This is a genomic window from Flexivirga sp. YIM B11880 (assembly GCF_058148645.1).
Genome location: NZ_JBMAMH010000005.1, coordinates 37842 through 62798, shown reverse-complemented (window position 1 = coordinate 62798; position 24957 = coordinate 37842). Strand labels below are relative to the sequence as shown.

Sequence of the window (24957 nt, the reverse complement as noted above, 5' to 3'; positions counted from 1 at the left end):
CGTGATCAGTTGCCGTCGACGAACGTCGAGAGCAGGTCCACCGCGGTGAACAGCCGGCCGGTGATGCGCTCTGGACGGATTCGCACCAGGTGCGGCTTGGCACCGGGTTCCCACGGAAACACCGGTAGCCGCAGCAGATCGAGCACTTGGTGAACCTGCACGATCTCGGTGGCGACCCCGGCCACCAGGACACTCCACACCGTCCGTGACACCGGGTCGAAGTCATCGACCTCGTAGGAGATCGGCTGGTCGAGCAGGTGGTCGAGCTTGGTGCCGGATCCGGTGCGGAAGAGTATGTCGCCCTCGTAGAGCGTGTGGTTCACCGGATAGATCTCGGGCCGGCCGGCGACGATCACGCCGAGCCGCCCGAACGGGACCGACCCCAGCAAGGACCTGCACTGCTCTTCGCTCAGCTGTTCGGTTCGGGGATGAGTTGATGTCTGCATGCCTCCAGCCTGACCCGGCGGGAGCGGCTCGGGCAGGGCCTTTGGTCCCCAGCGCGATCCCGAACGCGCAGGGCGTTGGGCCGCGGGACCTTGTTCCCTGTCCCCAAGGGTGTGCCGGGAGGGTCCCCGGGATCGCTGCGGACGATGCGGTGGGCCATTGACGAAGCGCGCCTACGCGGCACCGCCATTGAGGCGGTCACGGTGTGGCAGCCGGGTCTGGCGGAGGCGACGACCGCGCACGCCGCCAAACAAGTCCAGGCACGAGTTGTCGGACCGGCGCTCGAGGGACTCGCGCTCGGACCCGTGATCGCCGAGGAGAAGCCCTCGCACCCCGATCTCGCCAGGTAGACCGGGCAGGTGGCTATGCGGTGGTCCGGCCAGTGGTGGTGTGGCCGTCCGTCACCCGGATCCGGCGTCCGCTGATGGTGTCCGGTTCGATGCGCAGGAAGGATGGCTTCGGGCCGTCCTGCCAGGGGAACAGCGGCAACTGCAGTGCATCCACCACGTCGTGCAGCCGCTCGACGCTTCGGGCGAGGCCCTTGATGACCACACTCCACGCCTCAGAACGCTGCACGTCATACCCGTCGACCTCGAACGCAACATGGTGCGCGTTCGCCGCGCTCTGCTTGGTGCCGGGTCCGGTGCGCAGCACGACCGTTCCGTGATCGACCACGTGGTTCACCGGGAAGATGTCCGGGTGTCCGTCGACGGACACCGCAAGGCGGCCGACGGGCACCGAGCGAATCAGCGTCCAGCACTCCGAGGCAGACAGGTCGACAGTGTGCATGTCGTTCTTCGTGATACTCATGTCCCTCAGGCTGCTCGCCTGGGGTAGGCCCGAGACAGGGTCATTGGTCCCGGGCAGATGGCTCATCAGTGTGGGTCGCGGCGAAGACCGCCGCCTGGGTGCGGCGTTCCATGCCCAGTTTGGCGAGCAGGGACGTCACGTAGTTCTTCACCGTCTTTTCCGCGAGGTGCAGGCTGTCGGCAATCTGTTTGTTGGTCATGCCCTGGCCGATGTGGTCCAGGATGCGGCGCTCCTGGGGTGTCAGCACGTGCAGACGTGGGTCAGTGGTGTCCCGCTCCTGCCAGGACCGGCGCAGCCGCTCGACCTCCTGCTCGCGCAGCAGGTTTCGGCCGGCGGCAACGGCGCGCACCGCATCCGCCAGGCTCGGTCCCTTGATGTCCTTCAGCAGGTATCCCGCCGCGCCCGCGAGCACCGCCGCCTGCAAGGCGCCGGTGTCGGTGTATGACGTGAACATCAACGCCTTCATGGTGGGGAGCGCGGACCGCGCGTCCCGGCACACGTCGATGCCGGACCCGTCGGGCAGCCGCACATCGAGCAGGGCCACGTCCGGCCGGCTGAGGACGATTTCGCGCAGTGCTGCAGCGGCCGTTCCGGCCTCGCCGACCACTGTGAGATCGGGTTCGGCGTTGAGCAGGTCTCGGATGCCGCGACGTACCACTTCGTGGTCGTCGAGCAGGAAGATCCGGATCGACATGAGCGTTCCTCACCCTTCGCGTCGTGTTCTGGAGCCACCGGCGAGTGGGATGCGCCAGTGCAGCTCGGTGCCCGAGGGGTTGACCGGATGCAGTTCCAGGGAGCCGCCACGCGCTTGAGCCCGGTCCGACAGGTTGTCCAGCCCGCTGCGGCGCACGCCCGGGGTGATACCGGCGCCGTTGTCCCGCACCGTGATGACCAGTTCGTCCCCGCACGCCAGTTCCACGGATGCCTGATCGGCGCCGGCGTGCCGGGCGATATTGGACAACGCCTCGCGGACGACGGCCAGCACGTCGGAGGCGACCTGGGTGGGCAGTTGGTCGAGCGGGCCGCGGACGGTGACGTCAGGCCGGAAGCCGAGGATGTTCGTCAGGTTGGTCACCAGGGCCTGCACCGCCTGGGAGGTGCTCGTCGCTTCGACCTCGTGCAGTTCGAAGATAGCGAACCGGATGTCCTTGATCGCCCGGTCCAGATCGTCCACGGCTTCGAAGAGTCTTGCGCGCACCGTGGGATGGGTCGCCAGGTGACTGGCCGCCTGTAGCGACAGTCCGGTCGCGAACAGCCGCTGGATGACGTGGTCGTGCATGTCGCGCGCGATCCGGTCCCGGTCCTCCAGGAGCACCAGCCGCGACCGGTCGTGCTGGGCACGCGCCGCGGTCAACGCCAGCCCAGCCTGAGTCGCCAGTCCGGCCAGCAAGTCCAGCATCTCCGCGGCCATCGGCGAGCTGTCCTTCTCCCAGACGACGACCAGCACGCCGACGTCATCAGTGCCGACGACGAGCGGCAGCACCGCGACCTCGCCGTGCCCGCCGCCCAGCACCGACGTCAGCTCGGTCAGCAGGCTGTCACCGATCTCGGCCGGCGGAGGGTCGTCCTTACCGAGCAGAACCGGCTCGCCCGCGTCCACCAGGGTGTGCCAACCAGGGGCAGCCAGCACGGTGTCGCACGACTCGTCACCCGGTCCGAGATCGCAGGTCACCACGTGGAGCTGGCCCAACTCGTCGTGCAGCGCGACGAAGCCGTGTCGCGCGTACGTGTGCTCGACGGCGGCCCCGACCAGGAAACGCATCGCATCGCGTTCGGCTGACCCTTCCAGCAGCCGTTGGCTCAGCTCGTTACTGGTCTCCACCACGGCACGCTGGCGGCGGGTGCGTTCGTACAGGCGCGCGTTGTCGATCGCGATGCCGGCCGCCGCCGCCAGCGCAACCAGGATCGTCTCGTCGTCATCGGTGAAGTCACTCCCTTCGGCCTTCTCCGTGAGGTAGATGTTGCCGAACACCTCGTTGCGGATACGGACTGGTGCCCCGAGGAAGGTGTGCATCGCAGGGTGATGAGGCGGAAACCCAACGCTGGCCGGGTGCTGCGACAGATCCGCCAACCGCAACGGCTGCGGTTCCCGGATCAGCAGACCCAGGATGCCGTTGCCGTGCGGCAGGTCCCCGATCGCCGCGTGTTCCTCCGGCGTCACGCCGCGAGTGAGGAACTGGGCCAAGTGCTCCCCATCCCGGTCGAGCACGCCCAGGGCGCCATACCGCGCATCGACCAGTTCGCACGCGGCGCGCACGATTCGGGAGAGCACATCATTCAGGTCGAGGTCGGCGGTGATCGCCACGACGGCATCCAGCAGATGCGCCAGCTGCTCGTGGGAGCGGAACCGCTGCGTCGCCCGCGCGCGCAGCTCACTGATCAGATCGTCCAAATCGAGCTCCGACGGCGTCACCAAGGACGGGGCCCCATCAGCACCTTCGTGCGGGCTGTGCATAGCTCACCGTAAGTCCGGCGTGTCACTCATGGACACCCTTCGGGACCTTCGTCTCTGCGTACGGCGCCGCGCCCCAGGGAGGCTGGTGTTGTCAACAAGACCCGCCATGGCGGGCAAGCAGAGGAGAAAGTCATGAAGCTTTCCGCGCAATCTCGCAGTCGTCAGGCGACGCCGTCGTCCCGTGTCGACCTGCACAACGGCACGATCGCAGCACCGTCGGTGCCGGTGGCTGCGGGCTACCTGCTCGGCGTGCTGCGGGTCTGCCTCGGCTGGGTGTTCTTGTGGGCCTTCCTGGACAAGACGTTCGGGCTGGGCCACGACACCACCAGCAAGCAGGCCTGGATCCACGGCGGCAGCCCCACCTACGGATTCCTGCACTTCTCGGCAACCGGGCCGTTCGCCTCCTTCTACAAGGACATCGCCGGTCAGGGCTGGGCGGACTGGCTGTTCATGCTGGGTCTGCTGGGCATCGGCATCGGCCTGTGCGTCGGCGTCGCCATGCGGGCGTCCTCGGTCGCCGCCGCCATCATGCTCGTGCTCATGTGGTCGGTCGTGCTGCCACCGGCCAACAACCCCTTCATGGACGACCACCTGATCTACGCGATCGCGATCCTGGCCCTGCCCGTGCTGCAGGCGGACCGCATGCTGGGCCTCGGAACGTGGTGGAAGCAGACGGCGCTTGTCCGACGCTTCCCGGTGCTGTCCTGACCAGCCGCGAAGGGGATCAAGAACGGGTTCAGCAGCCACCGGGCTGATGAACCCGTTCGCGTTGGTCGCGGCGGGGGCCGGCGAACCTTCGGGACCTTCGGCCCTCGGCGCGATGTCCACTGCACGACACGCTGAACAAAAGTCAGAAGCCACATCGAGGAGGCGCACGATGAACATCCGCTTGGACGAGAAGACGATCGTCGTCGGAGTCGACGGGTCGACCGAGGGCTGGCACGCCCTGCGGTGGGCCGCCGACCGGGCCCGGCTCTCCGGCCGCCCCTTGCACATCCTGCACGCACAAGGCACACCGCCGGCCCACTTCGACGTGGAGCAGACGCCGGTCGTCGCCGACAACGTGTGCGACGAGGCGCTGGGGATCGTCGCCCGGCACGCTGAACTGAAGGTGAGTTGCTCCCAGCCGATGGAATCACCGGTTGTCGCATTGCTCGACGTGTCGCCTGCTGCGGGCGAGATCGTGCTCGGCAGCAGGGGCTTCGGGCCGGTCCGCGGTGCGCTGCTCGGATCCACCACGACTCGGGTTGCGGCAGAGTCGTCGTGCCCGGTCATCGTCGTGCGGCACGCTTTCCCGGTGCAACAACACACCGGGCCGGTCGTCGTCGGGGTCGACGCACGACACGATGGCGCCGGCGCTCTCGATTTCGCATTTGCCGAGGCCGACCGGAGCGGTGTGCCGCTCGTCGCGGTCCTGTGCTGGCAGCTCGACCGGCGGGATTTCGCCAGCGACATCCCGATGCCGGGCGGGACGATGGCGGCTGCTCACCAGCACTATCGAGCCGTCCTCGACAAGGTGCTGCAGGAGCCCACGGCGCGGCACCCCGGCGTGGAAGTCACGACTCAGATCGTCTGCGGGCCGACAGCGGGCAACCTCGCGCGATACGGCGCCGACGCCTCGCTGTTGGTCGTGGGTAGCCGGGGACACCACGAACTGGCCGGCCTCCTGTTAGGCTCGGTCAGTCAAACCCTGATGCGCCGTGCGCCCGCTCCGGTTGCCGTGGTCGGGCACACGCCGTCGCTCCAGTCGGCCGGCAGCGCAAAGCCGAGGCAGACCACCGCCTGAAGCCGGCCACGCAGCCGTAGGCCGCGGTTGACGCTCGAACCGGCGATCGACGCCTCCGCTGGGGCGTCAGCGGCCGGTTCGGGTGTCGCTGACCGTTTCGACGCTCAGCGGCTAGGGTCGGCCGGATGACCGACGACGCCGACGCCGCCACGCTACTCACCGCTCCGCTGGTGCGGGAGCTGGCCGGTCGCCTCGGGGTGCGGCCGACCAAGCAGTGGGGCCAGAACTTCGTCATCGATCCCAACACGGTGCGCAAGATCGTCCGGCTGGCCGAGGTCGGGCCGGCCGACAGCGTGGTCGAGGTCGGGCCGGGCCTCGGCTCGCTGACCCTGCCGCTGCTCGGGGCGGCGGCCCAGGTGACCGCGGTCGAGATCGACCCCCGGCTCGCGGAGCAACTGCCGCGGACGATCGAGGACCTGGCGCCGCATCTGGCCGGCCGGCTGCGGGTCATCCAGCAGGACGCAATGACGGTGACCGAGCTGCCCGACCCACAGCCGGTCGCGCTGGTCGCCAACCTGCCCTACAACGTCGCAGTGCCGGTCGTGCTGTCCTTCCTCGCCCGGTTCCCGTCGCTGCGACGGGTGCTGGTCATGGTGCAGCTGGAAGTCGCCGAGCGGCTCGCCGCCCGGCCGGGCAGCAAGGTCTACGGGGTGCCGAGCGTCAAGGCGGCCTGGTATGCCGACGTCCGGCTCGCCGACCGGGTTGGCCGCACCGTCTTCTGGCCGGCGCCTAACGTGGACTCCGGGCTGGTGTCGATGACGCGGCGCCGGCCGCCGGCGACGACCGCCTCTCGAGAGGACGTTTTCGCCTGCGTCGACGCGGCGTTCGCTGCGCGGCGCAAGACGCTGCGCGCGGCGCTCGCCGGCTGGGCAGGCTCGGCGCCCGAGGCTGAACGGCTGCTGCGTGCGGCCGGTGTCGACCCGTCGTTGCGGGGTGAACGGCTCACGATCGACCAGTTCGCGGCCGTTGCTGCCCAGCGGGCGAGCGCCGATCGCGAACACATAGGGTGACGGCATGCAAGTGACGTCCACGGCCCCGGTCACGGCACGCGTGCCGGCCAAGGTCAACCTCGAGCTGCGCATCGGGCCGCTCGAGCAGGACGGATACCACTCTCTTTCAACGGTTTTCCACGCCGTCGACCTCCACGACCAGGTCACCGTCCGACCGGCCGACCAGTGGTCCGTCACCACGACCGGCACCGGTGAGGGCGTCGTGCCGGACGACGACAGCAATCTCGCGATGCGAGCGGCCAAGCTCATCGCCCGCCGGATCGGCATCGACGAATGCCTCGCCATCGAGGTCGAGAAGAAGATCCCGGTGGCCGGGGGTATGGCGGGCGGCTCGGCGGACGCCGCCGCGGCGCTGGTCGCCGTCGACGAGATCTGGGACTCCGGTTTCAGCGCACGTGAACTGCAGGACATGGCCGCCGAGCTCGGCAGCGACGTGCCGTTCGCACTCGAGGGCGGGACCGCGATCGGCTCCGGACGCGGCGAGCATCTGGTGCCGGTGCTCAGCCGGGGAGCTTTCGAATGGGTCTTCGCCCTGCACCACGAGGGGCTGTCCACTCCGGCGGTCTACGCGGAGTGCGACAGATTGCGGGGCGGACGGCGGGTGCCGGAGCCGACTCCCAACTCCGCGCTCATGGCGGCGCTGCGGGCGGGCGACGTCGACGCCCTCGCCGACAATCTGCAGAACGACCTGCAGGAGGCGGCGTGCTCGCTGATGCCCCGGCTGAACGACACCATTGCCACCGGCCTCGCGGGCGGCGCGCTCGGTGCGGTCGTCTCCGGCTCCGGGCCGACCGTCGCCTTCTTGTGCGACGACCGCAACTCCGCGCTCGACCTGATGGTCACCCTGTCCGCCAGCAACATCTGCGACGAGGTGGTCAGCGCCACCGGTCCGGTGCACGGCGCCCATCTGGTGCACGACGTGCGACACCGGTGACCTGCTCCCGACATACCCGACCGATAGCTGCCTGATGCCGAACCTCATTGCCGCCGAGAACGTTTCGCTCGCCCTCGGCACCAACCAGGTCCTCGACGGCGTTTCGCTCGGTGTCGGCACCGGCGACCGCTTGGGCGTCGTCGGGCGCAACGGCGGTGGCAAGTCCACCCTGCTGCGGGTGCTCGCCGGCAGCCAGCCGATCGCCGCCGGCCGGGTGACCCGGGTCGGCGGACTGACGATCGGCATGCTCAGCCAGGACGACCGGCTCGACCCGACGGCGACCGTACGCGAGGCGGTTCTGGGTGACCGGGCGGAGCACGAGTGGGCCGGCGACCCACGGACCCGCGACGTGCTGGGTGGGCTGCTCGGCGGTGTCGACTTCGCCGCGATCGGCGGCCCCGGCGCGGTCGTCGGCACCAAGTCAGGCGGTGAGCGCCGGCGAATCGCATTGGCGACGCTGCTGATCCACGATCCCGACCTCCTGCTGCTGGACGAGCCGACCAACCACCTCGACGTCGAGGGTGTGCAGTGGCTGGCCGACCACCTGGTGCAGCGGCGGGCACGACCGGACAACGCCTTCGTGACTATCACGCACGACCGGTGGTTCCTGGACGCGGTTGCTGACCACACCTGGGAGGTCGTCGACGGCAGGGTCGAGCAGTATGACGGTGGCTATGCGGCCTACGTGCTGGCCAAGAACGAGCGGGCCCGGATCGCTGCCGCGACCGAGGACCGCCGCCAGAATCTGCTGCGCAAGGAGCTGGCCTGGCTCCGCCGGGGAGCACCCGCCCGGACGTCGAAGCCGCGCTTCCGGATCGAAGCGGCGAACGAGCTGATCAAGGGCGAACCGGACCCGCGTGACGAGGTCGAACTGGTGCGTTTCGCGACGACCCGGCTCGGCAAGGACGTCATCGACCTGATCGACGCCACCGTGGACGTGGGCGACCAGCGGATCCTCGACAAGCAGACCTGGCGGCTCGCGCCAGGGGAGCGCACCGGGATCGTCGGCGTCAACGGCGCGGGCAAGTCCACCGTGCTGCGCGCCATCGAGGGCACTCAGCCGCTCACCGGAGGCAAGCGCAAGCAGGGCCGCACGGTCGAGCTGGCGTTCCTCACCCAGGAGGTGCGCGAGCTCGAGACGTATGACGGCATGCGGGTCATCGACGCCGTCACCGAGGTGAAGAGCTTCATCATGCTCGGTGGCAAAGAAGTGTCGGCGTCGTCGCTCGCCAAGCGGCTCGGCTTCTCCGGCGCGCGCCAGCAGACCCGGGTCGGGGACCTGTCCGGCGGCGAGCGACGTCGCCTGCAGCTGCTGCGACTGCTGATGACCGAGCCCAACGTGCTGCTGCTCGACGAACCGACCAACGACCTGGACATCGAAACCCTGACCTCGCTGGAGGACGTGCTCGACGGCTGGGCCGGCACACTGATCGTCGTGTCCCACGACCGCTATCTGCTGGAGCGGATGTGCGACCGGCAGGTGGCACTGCTGGGCGACGGCGTCATCCGCGACTTGCCGGGGGGCGTGGAGCAATACCTCGAACTCCATGCAGCGGCAAGGCGATCCGCGCCGTCGCGGCCCACCCAGCAAACGCGTGCGCAGGTCAGCAGTGCGGCGGAGCAGCGTGAGGCCCGCAAGGAGATGGCGCGGATCGAGCGGACCCTCGGCAAGCTGGCCGACCAGGAGGAGAAGCTCCACGCGGCACTCGTCGAAGCGGCGACCGATCCGGCCCGCGCCACCGAGCTCGACGGTCAGTTGCGCGCCATACATGCGCAACGCGAGGAGCTCGAGGAGCGCTGGCTGGAAGTCGGCGAGATCGTCGAGTGAGCTCGCGGGTTCGTCAGTCCGCGGGGTGCTCGACGGCCGCGAGCAGGGTGCGAAGCGACGCCGCGAGTGACGAGCGGTTGCGGCTCGGTAGGTGCGCGAGGATCTGCCGCTCGTGCTCGAGCAACTCGGTCATCGCCGCGTCGACGGCGTCGCGGCCCGCCGGCGTGAGCCGGACGAGCACACCGCGCCGGTCGGTCGGCGCGGGGTGGCGTTCGACGAACCCGCGGCTCTCCAGCCGATCGACCCGGTTGGTCATGGTGCCGCTGGTGACGAGGGTCTGCTGCACCAGCGCGCCGGGGGACAGCTCGTAAGGTGCACCGACGCGCCGCAACGCCGACAACACGTCGAATTCCCAGCCGTCGAGCCCGTGGTCGGTGAATGCGTGGCCGCGTGCCTGGTCGAGCAGCCGCGCCAGCCGGGACACCCGGGAGAGCACCTGGAGCGGCTCGACGTCGAGGTCGGCGCGTTCGCGACGCCAGGCGTCGACGATCTGGTCGACCTCGTCGCGTTCCGCCACCATGCCCGGCAGTCTACTCACGAGTTTCTTGACATCGAGACATATGAAGGTATCTTGATGTCAAGATAAATTGGTGGCGAGAGGATGCTGGTATGGCGACGTGGGATCCGCAGCAGTACGAACGTTTTTCCGGGCTGCGCAATCGACCGTTCGGTGACTTGCTCGCGCGAGTGGGGGCCGACCGGCCGGCGCAGGTGGTCGACCTCGGCTGTGGGAACGGCCCCCTGACGCTGAGCCTCGCCGACCGCTGGCCGGAGGCGACGATCACCGGCATCGACTCCTCGGAGTCGATGCTCCAGCGGGCTCGCGCGCTGGACGCGGCGGCCCGCGTCCACTGGGAGTTGAGCGACGTCGCAACCTGGAGCCCCTCCGTCGCGCCCGACGTCATCGTCAGCAACGCGACGCTGCAATGGGTTCCGGGGCATGTTGGGCTGATCGAGAAGTGGTTGCGGGCGCTGCCGGACGGCGGCTGGTTCGCGATGCAGGTGCCCGGCAACTTCGACGCCCCGTCGCACCGGATCATCCGCGAGGTCGCCCGTGCACAGCGGCGTGCCGACGATCTGGTCGGCGCGTTGCGCGAGTCGCCCGTCGAGACGCCGCAACGGTATGCCGAGCTGCTCGCGAGCGAGTGTGCGCATGTCGACGTGTGGGAGACGACCTACCTGCAGCTGCTCGATCCGCAGGGCGCGCAACGCAGCCCGGTGCTGGAGTGGGTGAAGGGCACGGCACTGCGTCCGCTGCTGGACGTGCTCGGTGAGTCGGAGCGAGAGCCGTTTCTCGAGGAACTGGTGGCCCGCTTCGACACGGCATACCCGCGCGCGCCATACGGTGTGCCGATGCCGTTCCGGCGCATCTTCGCAGTCGGCCGGAAAGGCTGAAAGACATGACAGCGCACTACGTTTCGGTAACCGGTCTGCATCACGTGCAGATTGCCTGCCCGGCCGGGTCGGAGGACGGCCTGCGCGCGTTCTACGGCGGGCTGCTCGGGCTGCCGGAGATCCCGAAACCACCGATTCTCGCAGCACGCGGCGGGTGCTGGTTCGCGGTCGGCGACACGCACGAACTGCATTGCGGCGTCGAGGAACCGTTCGTGCCGGCACGCAAGGCCCACCCGTGCCTGCTCGTCGGTGACGTCGACGCGGCGGCCACTACGGTCGCAGCAGCCGGCGGAGCCGTGCGCTGGGACGACGCGATCCCCGGTGTCCGCAGGTTTCACACCGAGGACCCCGTCGGCAATCGCGTCGAGCTGCAGCAGGCGCCGGTCACACCGTCTTGAGCGTCGGGTCCTTCGCGATGCCGCCGAGGCCGTGCCAGGCGAGGTTGACCATGTGCGCGGCCACCGTCTCGCGGGACAGCGACGAGCCGGACTCGATCCACCACTCACCGGTGAAACCGATCATCCCGACGAGCATCTGGGCGTAGATCGGCACCACCTCGATGTCGAGGTCGTTGCGCTGGAAGACCTCCACGACGATCTCCTCGACGTGTCCCGCGACGGTCGACATGATGCTGGCCGCCGACCCGCTGCCACGCGAGGACGGCGAATCGCGCAGCAGCACCCGGAACGCGGCCGGATGCTCCTCGATGTAGGTCAGCAGTGCGAGGGCACCTCGCTCGAGCAGTTCCCGGGAGCTGCCGCCGGAGGTCAGCGAGCCGACGAGCTGGTCGAGCAGGTCGCGCATCGCGCGGTCGACGACGACGGCATACAACCCCTCCTTGCCGCCGAAGTGTTCGTAGATCAGCGGTTTGGTGACGCCGGCGGCGCTGGCGATGTCCTCGACCGTCGTCGGCTGGACACCGTGCTCGGCGAAGAGTTGCTGAGCGACGGAGATGAGCTGTTCGCGTCGGTCGGCCGCGGAGAGCCGGGACCGCTTCTTCGTGGGCATGGCACATTCATAGGCGATGGCCGGGCCGGGCGTCCGCGTGTCTCCCGGACCGATATGCCTTCTTGATCGATGTGTCCTACCCTTGTCCGCGTCCCCGGCGGGGGCGTTCCCCGGTTGCTCTGCTGGTAGGGGCCGCCTGACTTTGAATCAGGATTAGCGACGTTGGTTCGATTCCAACCCGGGGAGCTTTTGCCAGCAGCATGATGCTGGTGGAGTGCTCGGCTGGCCGAAGACGCGGCCGGTCCGTGTCACGATGTCTTGCATGTTGGCATTCATCGGTTTGTTGCTCGTCATCTGGATCGTTCTCGCGGTCCTCGGTTTCGTGATCAAGGGCCTGCTGTGGCTCGCCTTCGTGGGGATCATCTTGTTCCTTGCGACCGCCGTGTTCGGCTGGATCAAGCGCAGGGTCTGACAAATGCGACAAGCCCCGCCCACCTGCCGTCGTAGGTGGGCGAGGCTGCGTCTGCCGGCCGCCGATCCGTTGTCGAGGATGCTGCGCGCTGCCGGAATTCGCGCCGCGATCGCCAGCCGGTAACATCGCGGCGGGCCGCATGCGCACGCTGCCCCCTTCGCCAGCGCGACCAGGAGTCGAATTCGTGACCGCAAGACCCGCCGCCGTCATCGTCCTGTCCGCGGGGGACGGCACCCGGATGAAGTCGCGACGCAACAAGGCACTGCACGCCATCGGCGGGCGAACGCTCGTCGGGCACGCGGTGAGTGCGGCGGTCGGCACCGGGGCCCAGTATGTCGCCGTCGTGGTGCGCGCCCAGAAGGAAGCCGTCGCCGAAGCCGCGCGGGAGATCTCCCCGGAGATCGTGATCGCCGAGCAGGACGAGATCTACGGCACCGGGCGCGCGGCGGAGTGCGGGCTGCTGGCCCTGCCGGCATCGCTGGCCGGCACGGTCGTCGTCACCACGGGGGACACGCCACTGCTCACCGCCGAGACCCTGACTGCACTCACCGAGGAGCACGAGGCTGCTGGTGCCGCGGTCACCGTGCTCACCGGAGTGCTGCCGGACGCCACCGGATACGGACGGATCATCCGCGACGCGCACGGCGCCGTGCAGGCGATCGTCGAGCACAAGCAGGCGACGCGCGAACAGCTCGCGATCGGCGAATTCAATTCTGGCATCTTCGCGTTCGATGCCGCTGTGCTGCGCGACGCGCTCGCCGAGGTCGGCGTGCACGCGCAGGCGGGCGAGAAATACCTGACCGATGTCGTCGAGGTGGCCGTCCGCCGTGGGTTACCGGTCCACGGACATGTCCTCGACGACCTGTGGCAGACCGAGGGCGTCAACGACAAGGCGCAGCTCGCGCGGCTCGGCAAGGAGCTCAACCGCCGCGTCCTCGACACGCTGATGCGGCAGAGCGGCGCGATCGTCGTCGACCCGGACTCCACGTGGGTCGATGTCACCGTGAGCGTCGGGCAGGACACCGTCATACATCCGGGGTGTCAGCTGCACGGTGCCACCACCATCGGCGCGGACTGCGTCATCGGCCCCGACACCACCCTGGCCGACACCGAGGTGCAGGACGGCGCGAGCGTCGTGCGCACCCAGGCGAAGCTTGCCCTCATCGGCCCGGGCGCGACGGTCGGGCCGTTCTCCTATCTGCGCCCCGGCACAGAGCTCGGCCGTGAGGGCAAGATCGGCGGCTTCGTCGAGACCAAGAACGCTCAGATCGGCGACGGCGCGAAGGTGCCGCACCTCACCTACTGCGGGGACGCGACCGTCGGCGAGGGCGCCAACATCGGGGCCGGCACGATCTTCGCCAACTACGACGGCGTGACCAAGAGTCACACCAGCGTCGGCAAGCACAGCTTCGTCGGCAGCAACTCGGTGATCGTCGCGCCGGTCGACATCGCCGACGGGGTGTATGTCGCCGCCGGGTCGGCCGTCGCGGAGGACGTGGCTCCGGGCGAGCTGGCGATCGCCCGCGCCCGGCAGCGCAACATCCCCGGTTGGGTGGCGCAACGCCGTGCCGGCACCGACACCGCGGCGGCGGCCGAGGCGGCGTCGCAGGCCGAGCCCCCCGACATACCGGCCGACGACTCCGAGGGCCCCGAAGACCAGGAAGGTCGCACCGCAGAATGAGCACCGGCATGAAACGCACCACGGAGAAGAACCTCATGGTGTTCTCCGGTCGCGCACACCAGGGGCTGGCCAAGGCGGTCGCGGACGACCTGGGCACCGAACTGGTGCCGACCGAACTGCGCGACTTCGCCAACACCGAGATGTACGTGCGTTTCGAGGAGTCGGTGCGCGGCTGCGACGCGTTCGTGCTGCAGAGCCACACGGCGCCGATCAACAAGTGGATCATGGAGCACCTGATCATGGTCGACGCGCTGAAACGCGCCAGCGCGAAGCGGATCACCGTCGTCACGCCGTTCTACGGCTATGCCCGACAGGACAAGAAGTCGCGCGGTCGTGAACCGATCAGCGCCCGGCTGATGGCCGACATGTTCAAGACCGCCGGCGCCGACCGGCTGATGGCGGTCGACCTGCACACCGACCAGATCCAGGGCTTCTTCGACGGGCCGGTCGATCACCTGCAGGCGCTACCCATCCTCACCGGTTACGTCAACGACAAGTACGGCAGCGAGGATCTCACTGTCGTCTCCCCGGACGCCGGCCGGATCAAGGTCGCCGAGCAGTGGTCCCGGCGGCTCGGCGGGGTGCCGCTGGCGTTCATCCACAAGACGCGCGACGTCACGCGGTCCAACTCCAGTGTCGCCAACCGGGTGATCGGTGAGGTCGAGGGCCGCACCTGCATCCTGGTCGACGACATGATCGACTCCGGCGGCACGATCTGCCATGCCGCCGACGCGCTCATGAAGGACGGCGCGGCGAGTGTCGTGATCGCCGCGACTCACGCCATCTTCTCCGACCCGGCCGTGCAGCGGCTGCGCGACTCGGTGGCGCGCGAGGTCGTGGTGACCGACACGCTGCCGATCACGCCGGAGAAGCAGTTCGACAAGCTGACCCCACTGTCGATCGCGCCGTTGCTGAGCAAGGCGATCCGTGAGGTGTTCGAGGACGGCTCGGTCACCTCGATGTTCACGCCCTGACGCCGCCTTCGGGCGGGCATGACCGTGCCTGCTGTCCGTCGCCGCAGGGGCGACCGATTTGGGCGGGGGACCGCTCCCGGCATACGATCTGACCGCCAGCCTCGGCGAGGGACGTTGCACGAACGTCCGTGATCGACAAGGCGTGCACCTCGCGGCCGTCGCTGCCGCTCTGCGCACGTATGTCGGTCACCGCTCGCGCCGCGTCCCGCGTCGAGGCACTCCACCACCCGTTGCCCGATGAAGCGAGGAATCCTCATGGCACAGACCGAGCTGCGGCTGAACGCCGAGCTGCGCACCGAATTCGGCAAGGGCGCCGCCCGCCGCATCCGCCGCGACCACAAGATCCCGGCCGTGCTCTACGGGCACGGCACCGAGCCGGTGCACCTGACTCTGCCCGGCCACGACACCATGCTGGCGCTCAAGCACGTCAACGCGATCCTCACCCTCGACTTCGAGGGCAAGCACGAGCTGGCGCTCGCCAAGGATGTCCAGCGCAACCCGATCAAGCCGGTCATCGAGCACGTGGACCTGGTCATCGTGAAGCGCGGCGAGAAGGTCACCGTCGACGTGCCGGTGCACGTCGAGGGCGAGGCGGGTCCGGAGACCAACGTCGTCGTCGAGAACGGCACGCTGTCCGTCGAGGCCGACGTCCTGTCGATCCCCGAGCTGGTCACCGTCTCGGTCGAGGGCCTCGAGGCCGGCAGCCAGATCCTGGCCAAGGACGTCCAGCTGCCCGACGGCGTGACCCTGGTCGCCGACGAGGAGCTGCTGGTCGTCAACGTCAGCCAGCAGGTCGCGGCGGAGGAGCTCGAGGAGGAGCTCGCCGAGGCCGAGGAAGAGGCCGGCATCGAGAAGGACGAGCCCGAGGCGCCCGCCGAGGGCGAGTCGGGCGACGAGGCCTGATCCACTCCCACGCACCGACGCGGCCCCGATCCTCTCCGGATCGGGGCCGCGTCATCTGTCCCGCTGTTCAGTTGCCGCGCGTGACCGTGACCGTCGCGCCCTTGGCACCGATGATGACGATGTTCGCCTTGCCGCTCTTGGTCGGCGTGAAGCTCACGTCGCCCATGTCCCCGGCCAGGACGCTGTAGTCCTCCGGCATGGAGCTGTCGCCGGCCGACGCGTCCGTCGGGAAGTCCGAGGGGAACGCGTCCGAGGGGAACGCATCGGTGGGGAAGTCGCTCGGCCCGTAGGTCTCCGAGCCGACATCGCCCTCCCCGAAACCGCCGCTGTAACCCTCGTCCACCCAGCCGTCCGCGGTGACAACCTCCATCGAGGCGAAGTCGTCCGGTGAACTCTGCAGGTTCAGCGTCACCTTCTTCCCTGCGGTGACCCGGGTGCCGACCACCGCGACGCCGAGTCCGCCGCCGAAGTCCTTGCGCAGCGTCACCTTCACCGAGCTGCTGGTGAGCGTGGCATCGGGGTCGACGTTCAACGCCATCTGCGGCACGTGCAAATAGAGACCCAGCATCCGGTTGAACTCGGAGTCGCTGACCTTCCCAGTGGTCAGACGGAGCGACTGGATCAGCGTCTGCTCTGGGTCGACGTGCCAGCCGCTGCTGTCCCTGGTGGTGACGATGCCGCGGAGGTCGGCGAGGTCGCCGAAGATGCCGGCGGTGCCTACCGGCATGGTCCCGTCGATGCACTGCTTGGGTTGGCCCTCCAGCTTGATGCAGTCGCCGTCCACCGAACCGGACACGCGCTCACCGTCCGCGTCGGTCGCGGTGAAGTGCAGGCGCTTGATGTCGACCAGCGTCGTGCCGTCCACCACCTTGGTGGAGTAGGCGCTGTCCGAGAAGGTGATGCTCGCGTCAGCGGGCTCGTCGGAGCGGAAGAGTTCGGGGTATGTCGCAATCAGCTTGCCGTAATAGGCGGGCAGCGCCTTGGCGATCGGCGTGATCGACGCGGTGCGCGCGCTGTCCGAGACGGCCTTGAGGAAGCCGTTCACAGCGGCTTCCGGTGAGCCGAAATGCTCGGTGGTGATGTTGCCGCTGCCGGCCGCCGCGCCGGTGGATTGCTCCGATTCGGCGGTGTATTCGGCGATGGTGTAGCTGGGGCTGACATACCAGCGGCCGCCGCTCTTGACGACCATGACGAACGGCGCGATATCGCGACCGTCCGCTGACGATGTTGACAGGTCGCGCCGGATGTCGATCGTCTTGTGCTGGACACGCAGTGACGTGCCGGCCATCGTCCGCAGCCCGGGGTTGGCGCGAGCCGGGTCGAAGTCGGTCGTCATGGTGCCACCGGTGAACGTCACCTTGGCCAGGTCGTCCCGGACGGTGCCCACCTTCGTCGTCACGTTCTTGGTGGTGATCGTCGTCCCGTCGGACATCGCGTTGAGGCCGCCGCCCTTCTGGAGTCCGGAACCCTTGGCGCGCTTCTCCAGGTTCTGCAACGTCTGCGCGACGCCGGCCGACTCGGCCGGCGCCAGCATCGCGGTGAGCGCCATCGGGTCGCGCTTGGCGGTCGCCTCGAGGAGGTTCAGGGCTGCGCCGTCCGGCGATGCCGCGCCGGTGTCGTCCGACTTGCTGCGCAGGACCATCACCCCGGCGAGCACCAGGACGGCTGCGACGATGACGGCGATCGCGGCGAGCAGCCAGTTGCGGCGAGGGCCGCCGGCGTCCTGAGGCGGCGAGAAGTCGGCCAGGTCACCGCCGGACCGGTCGGCCGGCGCGCCGGCAGGTGGGATCGGCGGCCCCGACGGCATGGTGGAATCGGTCATGGTGTCCTCCCCGAGAAATGAATGCACAGCCCCGCAACAGCGCTGCCGCAAGTTAACACAGGCAAACTCTGCTATGAGGTGCTTTTCCGTTCTTGGCTCACCGCCGGATATCGCGCACGTTCAGCGCTGCCACGGCGAGCACCACCAGGCAGGTGGCATACACCAGTGAGGTGAAGATGCCCCATGCCATCCGGGTGGGGTCGAAGACCGTCCGACTCGCGTCCAGCCAGGCGGCGAAATTGCGCGTGGGCAACACGTCGAGCACCACGCGTGCCGAGGTCAGACCGCCGATCGCGTGAGACAGCAATGTGATCCCGACGGCCCCGAGCGTCGCGAGCGCCGGGTTGTCGCCGGCCAGGACGGACAGCAGCAGCCCGAGGGCAGCCACCCAGAGCAGATAGACCATCACGTATGCCGTCATCAGCGCCAGCCGCACGAGCGCGGCGGCACCGGAGGTTCCGGTGCCGGAGATCGGGGTCAGCGGACCGGTGCCGAAGAGCGCCAGCCCGACGAGGTAACTGCTGACGGCGTAGCTGCAGACGGCGACGAAGAGCAGCGTGACGAGTGCGCCGATCTTCTTGACCAGCAACGTAGTCCGGGGCACTGGCGCGGTGAGCAGCACCCGCAGGTAGGACCAGGCGGCTTCGCGCGCCACCGCTTCACCGAAGAGGTATGCCGCGGCGATGACGAGGAACAGCTGAGCCCCGCCATACAGCGACAGCATGGTGAAGTTGCCGGCGCTGGCGGTGCCGACGGCGGCCACGATGTTCCCGTCGACGGTGGCGCGGTGCTCGCCGGCGCGCAGCAACAGTCCGACAAAGGCCGGCGCCACCAGCATCAGGCCCAACAGGACGCGCACACTCGTGCGGCTCAGCTGGCGACGGAGCTCGGCCCCGACCGGGAGGACGGCGTTCACGGAGCGACATCCGTCGTCATCCGGCGGTACAGGTCGCCGAGCCGGTTGTCGGTGTGCACCGACCGCACGCCGACGCCGGTGGTGCCGATCGCGGCCAGCACGTCGTCGAGCTGGTTGCCGCGCAATTCGATGTGCAGCGAACCGGTTTCGCAGTGCACCGCGACCGGGGGATCCAGTCGGCGCCACTGGGCGTCGGCGCTCAGCCGGGCGAGCGCCGCCGCCGGGTCGTCGACGCCGACGCGAACCCGGCTGGTCGTCCGCGCCACCTCATCGACCGGCCCGAACCACCGCACCCGGCCCTCGTCCAGGACCAGCACGTGGCTGCACAGGCTGTCCACCTCGGCCAGGTGGTGGCTCGCCAGCACGACGGTGCGCCCGGAGGCGGCATACCGCTCCAGGGTGGCGCCGAGTTCGCGGGTCTGTGCCGGGTCCAGGCCGTTGGTCGGCTCGTCGAGCAACAGTAGGTCGGGCAGCCCCAGGAGCGCGCCGGCGACCGCGAGCCGCTGCTTCATACCCTGGCTGTAGTCGCCCGCGCGGCGGTCGAGGTATGGCGTCAGCCCGGCCAGCTCGGCCGCGAGTTCGAGGTGTGCGTCGGCGAGGCGTCCGCCGCCGGCTCGCCAGAGGAACTCCAGGTTGTCGCGGCCGGTCAGCTGCGGTGCGAACCCTGGCTCCTCGAGCGCGACGCCGACGCGCCGCAGGATCGGTGCGCCTGGAGTGACCAGTTCACCCATCAGGTATGACGCCCCGGACGACGGGTGCGACAACCCGGTGATGGCCCGCAGCAGGGTGGTCTTGCCTGCGCCGTTCGGTCCGAGCAGCGCGAGCACCGCGCCGCGAGGCACCGCGAATGTCACGTCGTCGAGGGCGCGGCGCTCGCCATACGACGTGGCGAGGCCGTGCACGCGGAGGACGGCATCGTCGGGTCGCGCGATCCGCGACGGCCGGCGCACCCGATGGACGACCAGGGCGACCGCCCAGCCGGCCAGGATCAGTGCCGAGCCGGCGAGCGGCAGTGCCGCGTCGTTCAGCGAACCCCCCACGAACATGCAGCGGACCTTACCGGTCGCGCAGCAGGTGGCGGACGGCCTTCACCGGTAGTGCGTTATCTTTCTGGCGATCGAGCCGGACTTTGATGGGAAGCAGAACGTGGCTGACGAGGCACCCTGGCTGATCGTGGGTCTCGGCAACCCCGGCCCCACATACGCCGGCAACCGGCACAACGTCGGCGCCATGGTCGTCGACCGGATGGCGCGCGATGCCGCCACGACGCTGCGCGCGCACAAGGCCGGCGCGCTCGCCGCCCAAGTCCGCCTCACCGGACAGCCGGCCATCATCGCGACACCCACGAGCTACATGAACGAGTCCGGCGGTCCGGTTGCGGGGCTGATGCGCTTCTTCAAGGTCCCGCTCGAGCGGCTCGTGGTGATCCACGACGAACTCGACATCGACTTCGCGGCGTTGCGGCTCAAGCGCGGTGGCGGGGAGGGCGGCCACAACGGGCTCAGATCGATCAGCAAATCGGTTGGCAGCAAAGACTATTTGCGCGTCCGGGTAGGGATCGGCCGGCCGCCGGGCCGGATGGACGCCGCGGCATACGTGCTGAAGGACTTCAACGCGACCGAGCGGAAGGAGCTCGACTTCCTGGTGCCCGACGCTGTCGAGGCCGTCGAGTTGCTGATGAGCAAGGGGCTCACCGACGCCCAGAACGTCGTCCACGCGCGGTGAAGAGCGGCGGCGGTCGTTCGGCACGGGTGTTTCCCGGCCAAATATCATGAGGCCGTGAAGGTTCCAGCGGCGGAGGGTGGGCACAGTGGCGAAGATCGTGCGTGAGACGGTCGCCGACCGGACCGTGGCCGTGCTGCGCGATCGGATCCTGGGCGGTGAGCTGCGTCCGGGTGACTCTGTGACCGAGGAGGCGCTGGCGGCAGAGCTCGGGGTGTCGCGGCCGACCGTGCGTCAGGCCCTCAACACCCTCGAGCTGAGCGGTTTGCTGACCCGCAACCCGTCCACCCGGGTTCTCGAGGTCACCACGCTGTCCACCCAGGACATCGTCGAGATCTACCGGGCCAGAAGGTTTTTGGAGCTCGGCGGCGTCGATGCCGCTGAAGGCTCCTCCACAGCGGAATTGCTACCGATCCACGAATCGGTCGTCCAGATGGGCGAGGCGGTCGAGGCTCACGACATGGAGCGGTTCGTGCAGGCCGACTATCGCTGCCACGTCGAGCTCGTCCGCCTGCTGCGGTCGAGCTTCCTGTCCCGGACGCACGCCGAACTGCTCGCCAAGCTGCGTCTCGCGGTCACCCAGGTCACCGCTGAGGAGCAGGACAACGGCCTCGTCCTCGAGCGGCATCAGGAGTTCTGGCAACTGCTGAGCAGCGGCCGGATCAAGGAGGCACGGGCAAATCTGGAGCAGCGTCTGCTCGAAGCCGAGCAGTCGATCCTGCCCAAGGCCACCGCGAAGAATTAGGCGGTGTGCCGTGACCTGTCGTCACGGCACACCGCCTCGCGGGGCCTGCTCCTTACTGCTCTCCGGGACGTCGCGGCGCCGGCGGAGCCGCAACGTCTGCGGCATCGATCAGTCGGTCGGGCCGGAAGTCGGCGAGCAGTGGATCTTGTTGTCCGGCAAGCTCGTTCGCAACACTCTCGCCGAGGTATGGCGCGAGGGTGACACCGCTGTGCGTCGCGACGACATACGTGCTCGGCAGGGTCGCGATCGGTCCCGCGACGGTCAGCCCGTCACCGGGAATCACCCGCCGACCGACGACGATCCGCTCGATCCGGGCGTCCTCGGTGTCCTCCAGCACGGACCGCAGCCGGTCCAAGAACTGCTTGCCGAGGTCGCCGTCCACCGGCGGCACGACGGCCGGGTCGGCGGTGACGTCCAGGTCGAGGGCCTGCAGGCGCAGCCGGCCACCACCGTCCGGCCGCAGGTTGAGGCCCGGGCTGGTGACCAGGCAGTCCAGTGCTGCGGGCGTCGGCGTCGTCGTGGCCAGATAGCCCACCGTCAGATCGCCGGGGTGGCTGTATTCCGCCATGCTCAGCGAAACCCCGGACGCACTGAGCAGTGGACCGGTCCAGCGCCCGGCGGCGAGGACGACGCGGTCCGCCCCGACGAGCGAGCCGTCGGCCAGCGCGACGGCCGCACCGGACGGCGTCTCCTGCAGCGCCGTCACGGTCGCGGTCCGCACGACGCCGCCGTACCGCCGCAGCCGCTGCAACTGGAAGGCGACATACGGCAACGGGAAGCAGTGCGCCTCGGAGGTGTAGCGCACGGCCAGCCGGACGTCGTCCGGCACGATCAGGCCCGGCACGAGGGCACGCGCCCGTGCGGCGTCCACCTCCTCGACGGGGTAGCCGGCCGCCGCGAGCCGCTCGGCGCGGGCCGCCAGCTCCGTCGCGTGCGCGTCGTCGGTCGCGAACTCGAGGTGTCCGTGCGACACCAGCCAGTCGGCGTTCTCCCGGCGAGCCAGCTCCTGGTGCGCCGCGACGCCGGCCAGGTTGAGCCGGTAGTAACTCTCGGGTTGCTTGTTGTTCGAGTTGACCCAGGCGTATGACGTCGCGGTGGTCCCGGAGCCGGGCGCCTCCTGCTCGAGCACGGTCACTTCGTTGCCGTGCTCCGCGAGGGATGCGGCAATGGACAATCCCACGATCCCGGCACCTACGACCACGACGTGCATGATGAAACTCCTTTAAGTTCTTGCGGATTCGCGCGCCAGGGCGCGACTGATCACGGCGGCGCGGTTGGTTCGCGCCAGGTGGGGGAGGGGTTCAGAGGACCTTGCCGATGAAGTCGCGGGTGCGCTGCTCCTGCGGATCGAGCAGGACCTGGCGCGGGGTGCCGGACTCCACGACGACGCCGTCGTCCATGAACACGACGGAGTCGGCAACCTCCCGGGCGAAGCCGATCTCGTGGGTGACGACGACCATCGTCATACCTGATGCGGCGAGGTCCTTCATCACGTCCAGCACCTCGCCGACCAGCTCCGGGTCCAGTGCGGACGTCGGCTCGTCGAAGAGCATCAACTTCGGCTCCATCGCGAGAGCGCGGGCGATCGCCACCCGTTGCTGCTGACCACCGGAGAGCGCGGAGGGGTAGGCGTCGGCCCGGTCGGCCAGGCCCACCCGGTCCAGCAACTCCTTGGCTCGGTTCGTGGCGTCCCGCTTGCTCACCCGCCGCACACCGATGGGCGCCTCGATGATGTTCTCCAGAGCGGTCATGTGCGGGAACAGGTTGAAGCGCTGAAACACCATGCCGACCTCGGCCCGCATCCGGGCGATGTCGGACTCGGCCAGTTCGTGCAGGCGTCCGCCGCGCTCGGAGTAGCCGACGAGCTCTCCGTCGACATACAACCGGCCGGCGGTCAGCGTCTCCAGGTGGTTGATCAGCCGCAGGAACGTCGACTTCCCCGAGCCGGACGGGCCGAGCAGCGTCATCACCTCGCCGCGCTGCACGGTCAGGTTGATGCCCTTGAGCACCTCGGTGCGGCCGAACGACTTGTGCACGTTGCGGGCTTCGACCATCACCTGGGTCCGGGTCTTCGTGGGCTCCGCGGTGCGTTCGGTGAGTCTCATGCCGTCGCCTTTCTGCGCTGCTGCAACTGCAGCATCCGCGTCAGCGAGAGTCCGCCGCCGCGCCCGCTGACGCCCTTGCTGAAGTGCTGTTCCAGGTAGTACTGCCCGACGGTCAGGACGGAGGTGACGATGAGGTACCACAGCGAGGCGGTGAGCAGCAGCGGAATCGTCTTGAAGTTGTCGGAGTAGATCAGCTGGGCGGCATAGAGCAGCTCCGGGAACGCGAGCACGCTCACCAGCGAGGTGTTCTTCAGCATCGAGATGGTGTTGTTCGCCGTCGGTGGCACGATCACCCGCATCGCCTGGGGCAGCACGATCCTGCGCAGGATCCGCCGGTGCGACATACCCAGCGCCTGCGCGGCCTCGGTCTGCCCACTATCCACCGACTGGATGCCGGCGCGCACGATCTCCGCCATGTAGGCGCCCTCGTTCAGTCCGAGACCGAGGATCGCCGCCATCACCGGCGTGATCAGGTGGTTGACGTCCGCGGACACGAAGCTCGGGCCGAACGGTATGCCGAGCGAGAGCCGCGGGTAGAGCGCCGACGCGTAGCCCCAGAACAACAGCTGCACGAACAGCGGCGTCCCTCGGAAGAACCAGATGTAGAACCAGCTGACGCCCTTCATCATCGGATTGCTGCTGAGCCGCATGACGGCGAGCAGCACGCCGAGGACGATGCCGAGCACCATCGAGATGACGGTCAGCTGCAGCGTCTTCCAGAGTCCGTCGAGGATGCGGACCGACGTGAAGTACTGTCCGACGACGTCCCAGCCGAAGTTCTGGTTGGTGATGAGCGTGTTGATCAGCATCGCGATCAGCACGCACAGCACGACGTAGGAGATCCAGCGGCCGGGCCGTTTGCGGCGAACGACCTTCTCGGCCGTCGGTGGCGCCGTCGCCGTATCGGCAAGTGCAGTGTTCACTGTGGGCAGCTCCTCAAGATGTGGCCCCGTTGAACTCCGACCGGTCGATCTTGATCGCGGTCAGGTTCCATTTGGTGAGGATCTTCTGGTACGTGCCGTCGGCGATGAGCTTGTTGATCGCCGCCTGCACCGGCTTGGCCAGCTGGCTGCCCTTGGGGAAGGCGACGCCACCGGGGTTCGGGTTCTTGACCATCGGACCGACCGTCTGGAAGAGGTTCGGGCTCTTCTTGGCTGCGTCGAGCAGTGGCGGCGCGTCCAGCATCACGGCATCGATCCGGTGACTCTGCAGCGCGAGTTGCGCCTGCGGCCCGTCCTGGTAGGCCTGCGCGACAGGCGCCTTCAACCCGGCCTTCGCGCACTTGGGTGCCTGGCTGGGCAGGAAGGTGTTCTGCTGCAGGGACCCACGGATCACGCCGACGCGTGCACCGCACGCGAGGTTGGCCTTCAGCTTCTTCGGGTTGCCCTTCGGCACCAGCAGCAGCGTGCCGTTCCAGTAGTAGGTCGCGAAGTCGACGGTCTTCTCGCGCTCCTTGGTGTCGCCGATCGAGGACATCGCCATGTCCACCTTCTTGGCGGCGAGCGACGGGATGATGGCGTCGAACGAGGTGGACACGAAGGTCACCTTCAGCCCGAGCACGCCGCCGATCGCGGTGGCGAGGTCCGGGTCGAGGCCGACCATCGTCGTCCCATCGGAGGCGGTGGACTCGAACGGTGGGTATGACGGGTTGATCGCCATCCGGATCACGCCCGCCTTGCGGACCGAGGCGGGCACGGCGGCAGCGAGTTTCGTGTCGGTCTGCTGGGCCTGGCTCGGCTGACCGGCGGCCGGCGTCGAGCCGGCATCGGTCTTGCTCGGCGAGGAGTTCAGCCCGCACGCCGCTAGCGGCAGAGCGCAGGCAAGGACGAGCAGGTTGCGAGGACGAAGGGTGGGACGGGCCATGAAGGGCCTCCTTGTCTTACTGTCTGACAGCGATGCGCAATTCTTAGTGCCCGCCGCTCGGAGCTGTCAATAGGCCGTCCAGGGCGCGGATCGCGGAGGTGTCCCCGTCGCCGACTAGAATCGACTGCGACAACCCCGTCTCGC

General features: G+C 68.7%; 27 protein-coding genes and 1 tRNA gene. 15 read left to right on the top strand and 13 right to left on the bottom strand.

Going from position 1 to position 24957, the window contains the following annotated elements:
• Positions 1–5: 5 nt before the first annotated feature.
• The gene (locus ACN8HC_RS09490; protein WP_490074586.1) at positions 6–446 is read right to left on the bottom strand and encodes a pyridoxamine 5'-phosphate oxidase family protein; all 441 of its coding nucleotides are present in this window, start codon (positions 444–446) and stop codon (positions 6–8) included.
• 144 nt (positions 447–590) lie between these two features.
• Between ACN8HC_RS09490 and ACN8HC_RS09485 the strand changes: the two genes are divergently transcribed.
• Positions 591–794: a hypothetical protein gene (locus tag ACN8HC_RS09485; RefSeq protein WP_490074585.1), complete on the top strand. Its 204-nt coding sequence runs from the start codon at positions 591–593 to the stop codon at positions 792–794.
• A 13-nt stretch (positions 795–807) separates the two neighbouring features.
• On the opposite strand, the gene ACN8HC_RS09480 is transcribed toward ACN8HC_RS09485, so the two are convergent.
• The 3 genes from ACN8HC_RS09480 to ACN8HC_RS09470 are packed head-to-tail and all read right to left on the bottom strand — an operon-like array spanning position 808 to position 3646.
• Positions 808–1254 carry a pyridoxamine 5'-phosphate oxidase family protein gene (locus tag ACN8HC_RS09480; RefSeq protein ID WP_490074584.1) on the bottom strand — a complete coding sequence of 149 codons (447 nt, stop codon included), beginning with the start codon at positions 1252–1254 and terminating at the stop codon, positions 808–810.
• A gap of 40 nt (positions 1255–1294) precedes the next feature.
• Positions 1295–1948 (bottom strand): response regulator, encoded by a 654-nt coding sequence (locus tag ACN8HC_RS09475; protein WP_490074583.1) that lies wholly within the window; start codon positions 1946–1948, stop codon positions 1295–1297.
• Between the two features lie 9 nt (positions 1949–1957).
• Positions 1958–3646, bottom strand: coding sequence for a sensor histidine kinase (locus ACN8HC_RS09470; RefSeq protein WP_490074582.1), 1689 nt, complete (start codon positions 3644–3646; stop codon positions 1958–1960).
• 195 nt (positions 3647–3841) lie between these two features.
• On the opposite strand from ACN8HC_RS09470, the gene ACN8HC_RS09465 reads away from it, so the two are divergent.
• The 5 genes from ACN8HC_RS09465 (at position 3842) to ACN8HC_RS09445 (ending at position 9267) form a co-directional block, all read left to right on the top strand.
• On the top strand, positions 3842–4417 hold the full coding sequence (locus ACN8HC_RS09465; RefSeq protein WP_490074581.1) for a hypothetical protein: 576 nt from the start codon (positions 3842–3844) through the stop codon (positions 4415–4417).
• A gap of 169 nt (positions 4418–4586) precedes the next feature.
• Positions 4587–5495 (top strand): universal stress protein, encoded by a 909-nt coding sequence (locus ACN8HC_RS09460; protein ID WP_490074580.1) that lies wholly within the window; start codon positions 4587–4589, stop codon positions 5493–5495.
• Between the two features lie 125 nt (positions 5496–5620).
• Positions 5621–6505, top strand: coding sequence for a 16S rRNA (adenine(1518)-N(6)/adenine(1519)-N(6))-dimethyltransferase RsmA (rsmA, locus tag ACN8HC_RS09455; RefSeq protein ID WP_490074579.1), 885 nt, complete (start codon positions 5621–5623; stop codon positions 6503–6505).
• A gap of 4 nt (positions 6506–6509) precedes the next feature.
• Entirely contained in the window at positions 6510–7439 is a 930-nt protein-coding gene (locus ACN8HC_RS09450) for a 4-(cytidine 5'-diphospho)-2-C-methyl-D-erythritol kinase (protein ID WP_490074578.1), read from the top strand.
• 34 nt (positions 7440–7473) lie between these two features.
• Complete coding sequence (locus tag ACN8HC_RS09445) at positions 7474–9267, top strand: ABC-F family ATP-binding cassette domain-containing protein (protein WP_490074577.1); 1794 nt, start codon at positions 7474–7476, stop codon at positions 9265–9267.
• A gap of 13 nt (positions 9268–9280) precedes the next feature.
• Here ACN8HC_RS09445 and ACN8HC_RS09440 read toward each other — a convergent pair whose 3' ends face one another.
• The gene (locus ACN8HC_RS09440) at positions 9281–9787 is read right to left on the bottom strand and encodes a MarR family winged helix-turn-helix transcriptional regulator (RefSeq protein ID WP_490074576.1); all 507 of its coding nucleotides are present in this window, start codon (positions 9785–9787) and stop codon (positions 9281–9283) included.
• Positions 9788–9876: 89 nt separating this feature from the next.
• Here ACN8HC_RS09440 and ACN8HC_RS09435 point away from each other — a divergent pair, with 89 nt between their 5' ends.
• On the top strand, positions 9877–10662 hold the full coding sequence (locus ACN8HC_RS09435; protein WP_490074575.1) for a methyltransferase domain-containing protein: 786 nt from the start codon (positions 9877–9879) through the stop codon (positions 10660–10662).
• 5 nt (positions 10663–10667) lie between these two features.
• Complete coding sequence (locus ACN8HC_RS09430; RefSeq protein WP_490074574.1) at positions 10668–11060, top strand: VOC family protein; 393 nt, start codon at positions 10668–10670, stop codon at positions 11058–11060.
• On the opposite strand, the gene ACN8HC_RS09425 is transcribed toward ACN8HC_RS09430, so the two are convergent.
• A complete protein-coding gene (locus ACN8HC_RS09425) occupies positions 11047–11670 on the bottom strand; it encodes a TetR/AcrR family transcriptional regulator (protein WP_490074573.1) in 624 nt (207 codons plus the stop codon). The genes ACN8HC_RS09430 and ACN8HC_RS09425 overlap by 14 nt on opposite strands.
• Positions 11671–11777: 107 nt before the next feature.
• On the opposite strand from ACN8HC_RS09425, the gene ACN8HC_RS09420 reads away from it, so the two are divergent.
• The 5 genes from ACN8HC_RS09420 (at position 11778) to ACN8HC_RS09400 (ending at position 15640) form a co-directional block, all read left to right on the top strand.
• Positions 11778–11856, top strand: a tRNA-Gln gene (locus ACN8HC_RS09420).
• A 76-nt stretch (positions 11857–11932) separates the two neighbouring features.
• Complete coding sequence (locus ACN8HC_RS09415; RefSeq protein WP_490074572.1) at positions 11933–12082, top strand: hypothetical protein; 150 nt, start codon at positions 11933–11935, stop codon at positions 12080–12082.
• Between the two features lie 238 nt (positions 12083–12320).
• Positions 12321–13763, top strand: a complete 1443-nt coding sequence (gene glmU, locus ACN8HC_RS09410) for a bifunctional UDP-N-acetylglucosamine diphosphorylase/glucosamine-1-phosphate N-acetyltransferase GlmU (RefSeq protein ID WP_490074794.1) — start codon at positions 12321–12323, stop codon at positions 13761–13763.
• The gene (locus ACN8HC_RS09405; protein ID WP_490074571.1) at positions 13760–14737 is read left to right on the top strand and encodes a ribose-phosphate diphosphokinase; all 978 of its coding nucleotides are present in this window, start codon (positions 13760–13762) and stop codon (positions 14735–14737) included. Before glmU ends, ACN8HC_RS09405 begins: the two co-directional genes overlap by 4 nt.
• 255 nt (positions 14738–14992) lie before the next feature.
• Complete coding sequence (locus tag ACN8HC_RS09400; RefSeq protein ID WP_490074570.1) at positions 14993–15640, top strand: 50S ribosomal protein L25/general stress protein Ctc; 648 nt, start codon at positions 14993–14995, stop codon at positions 15638–15640.
• Positions 15641–15707: 67 nt separating this feature from the next.
• Here ACN8HC_RS09400 and ACN8HC_RS09395 read toward each other — a convergent pair whose 3' ends face one another.
• From ACN8HC_RS09395 to ACN8HC_RS09385, 3 genes are all read right to left on the bottom strand, one after another.
• On the bottom strand, positions 15708–17462 hold the full coding sequence (locus ACN8HC_RS09395; RefSeq protein WP_490074569.1) for a hypothetical protein: 1755 nt from the start codon (positions 17460–17462) through the stop codon (positions 15708–15710).
• Positions 17463–17559: 97 nt separating this feature from the next.
• Positions 17560–18378 carry an ABC transporter permease gene (locus ACN8HC_RS09390; protein ID WP_490074568.1) on the bottom strand — a complete coding sequence of 273 codons (819 nt, stop codon included), beginning with the start codon at positions 18376–18378 and terminating at the stop codon, positions 17560–17562.
• Entirely contained in the window at positions 18375–19424 is a 1050-nt protein-coding gene (locus tag ACN8HC_RS09385) for an ABC transporter ATP-binding protein (RefSeq protein ID WP_490074567.1), read from the bottom strand. Before ACN8HC_RS09385 ends, ACN8HC_RS09390 begins: the two co-directional genes overlap by 4 nt.
• Before the next feature lie 100 nt (positions 19425–19524).
• On the opposite strand from ACN8HC_RS09385, the gene pth reads away from it, so the two are divergent.
• Positions 19525–20103 (top strand): aminoacyl-tRNA hydrolase, encoded by a 579-nt coding sequence (gene pth / locus ACN8HC_RS09380; RefSeq protein ID WP_490074566.1) that lies wholly within the window; start codon positions 19525–19527, stop codon positions 20101–20103.
• A gap of 85 nt (positions 20104–20188) precedes the next feature.
• The gene (locus tag ACN8HC_RS09375; protein WP_490074565.1) at positions 20189–20845 is read left to right on the top strand and encodes a GntR family transcriptional regulator; all 657 of its coding nucleotides are present in this window, start codon (positions 20189–20191) and stop codon (positions 20843–20845) included.
• Positions 20846–20897: 52 nt separating this feature from the next.
• Here ACN8HC_RS09375 and ACN8HC_RS09370 read toward each other — a convergent pair whose 3' ends face one another.
• From ACN8HC_RS09370 to ACN8HC_RS09355, 4 genes are all read right to left on the bottom strand, one after another.
• A complete protein-coding gene (locus tag ACN8HC_RS09370) occupies positions 20898–22055 on the bottom strand; it encodes an NAD(P)/FAD-dependent oxidoreductase (RefSeq protein ID WP_490074564.1) in 1158 nt (385 codons plus the stop codon).
• A 91-nt stretch (positions 22056–22146) separates the two neighbouring features.
• Entirely contained in the window at positions 22147–22950 is an 804-nt protein-coding gene (locus tag ACN8HC_RS09365; protein WP_490074563.1) for an amino acid ABC transporter ATP-binding protein, read from the bottom strand.
• Complete coding sequence (locus ACN8HC_RS09360; RefSeq protein WP_490074562.1) at positions 22947–23873, bottom strand: amino acid ABC transporter permease; 927 nt, start codon at positions 23871–23873, stop codon at positions 22947–22949. The genes ACN8HC_RS09365 and ACN8HC_RS09360 overlap by 4 nt, the downstream gene beginning before the upstream one ends.
• A 13-nt stretch (positions 23874–23886) precedes the next feature.
• Positions 23887–24813, bottom strand: coding sequence for an ABC transporter substrate-binding protein (locus ACN8HC_RS09355; protein WP_490074561.1), 927 nt, complete (start codon positions 24811–24813; stop codon positions 23887–23889).
• Positions 24814–24957: the final 144 nt, after the last annotated feature.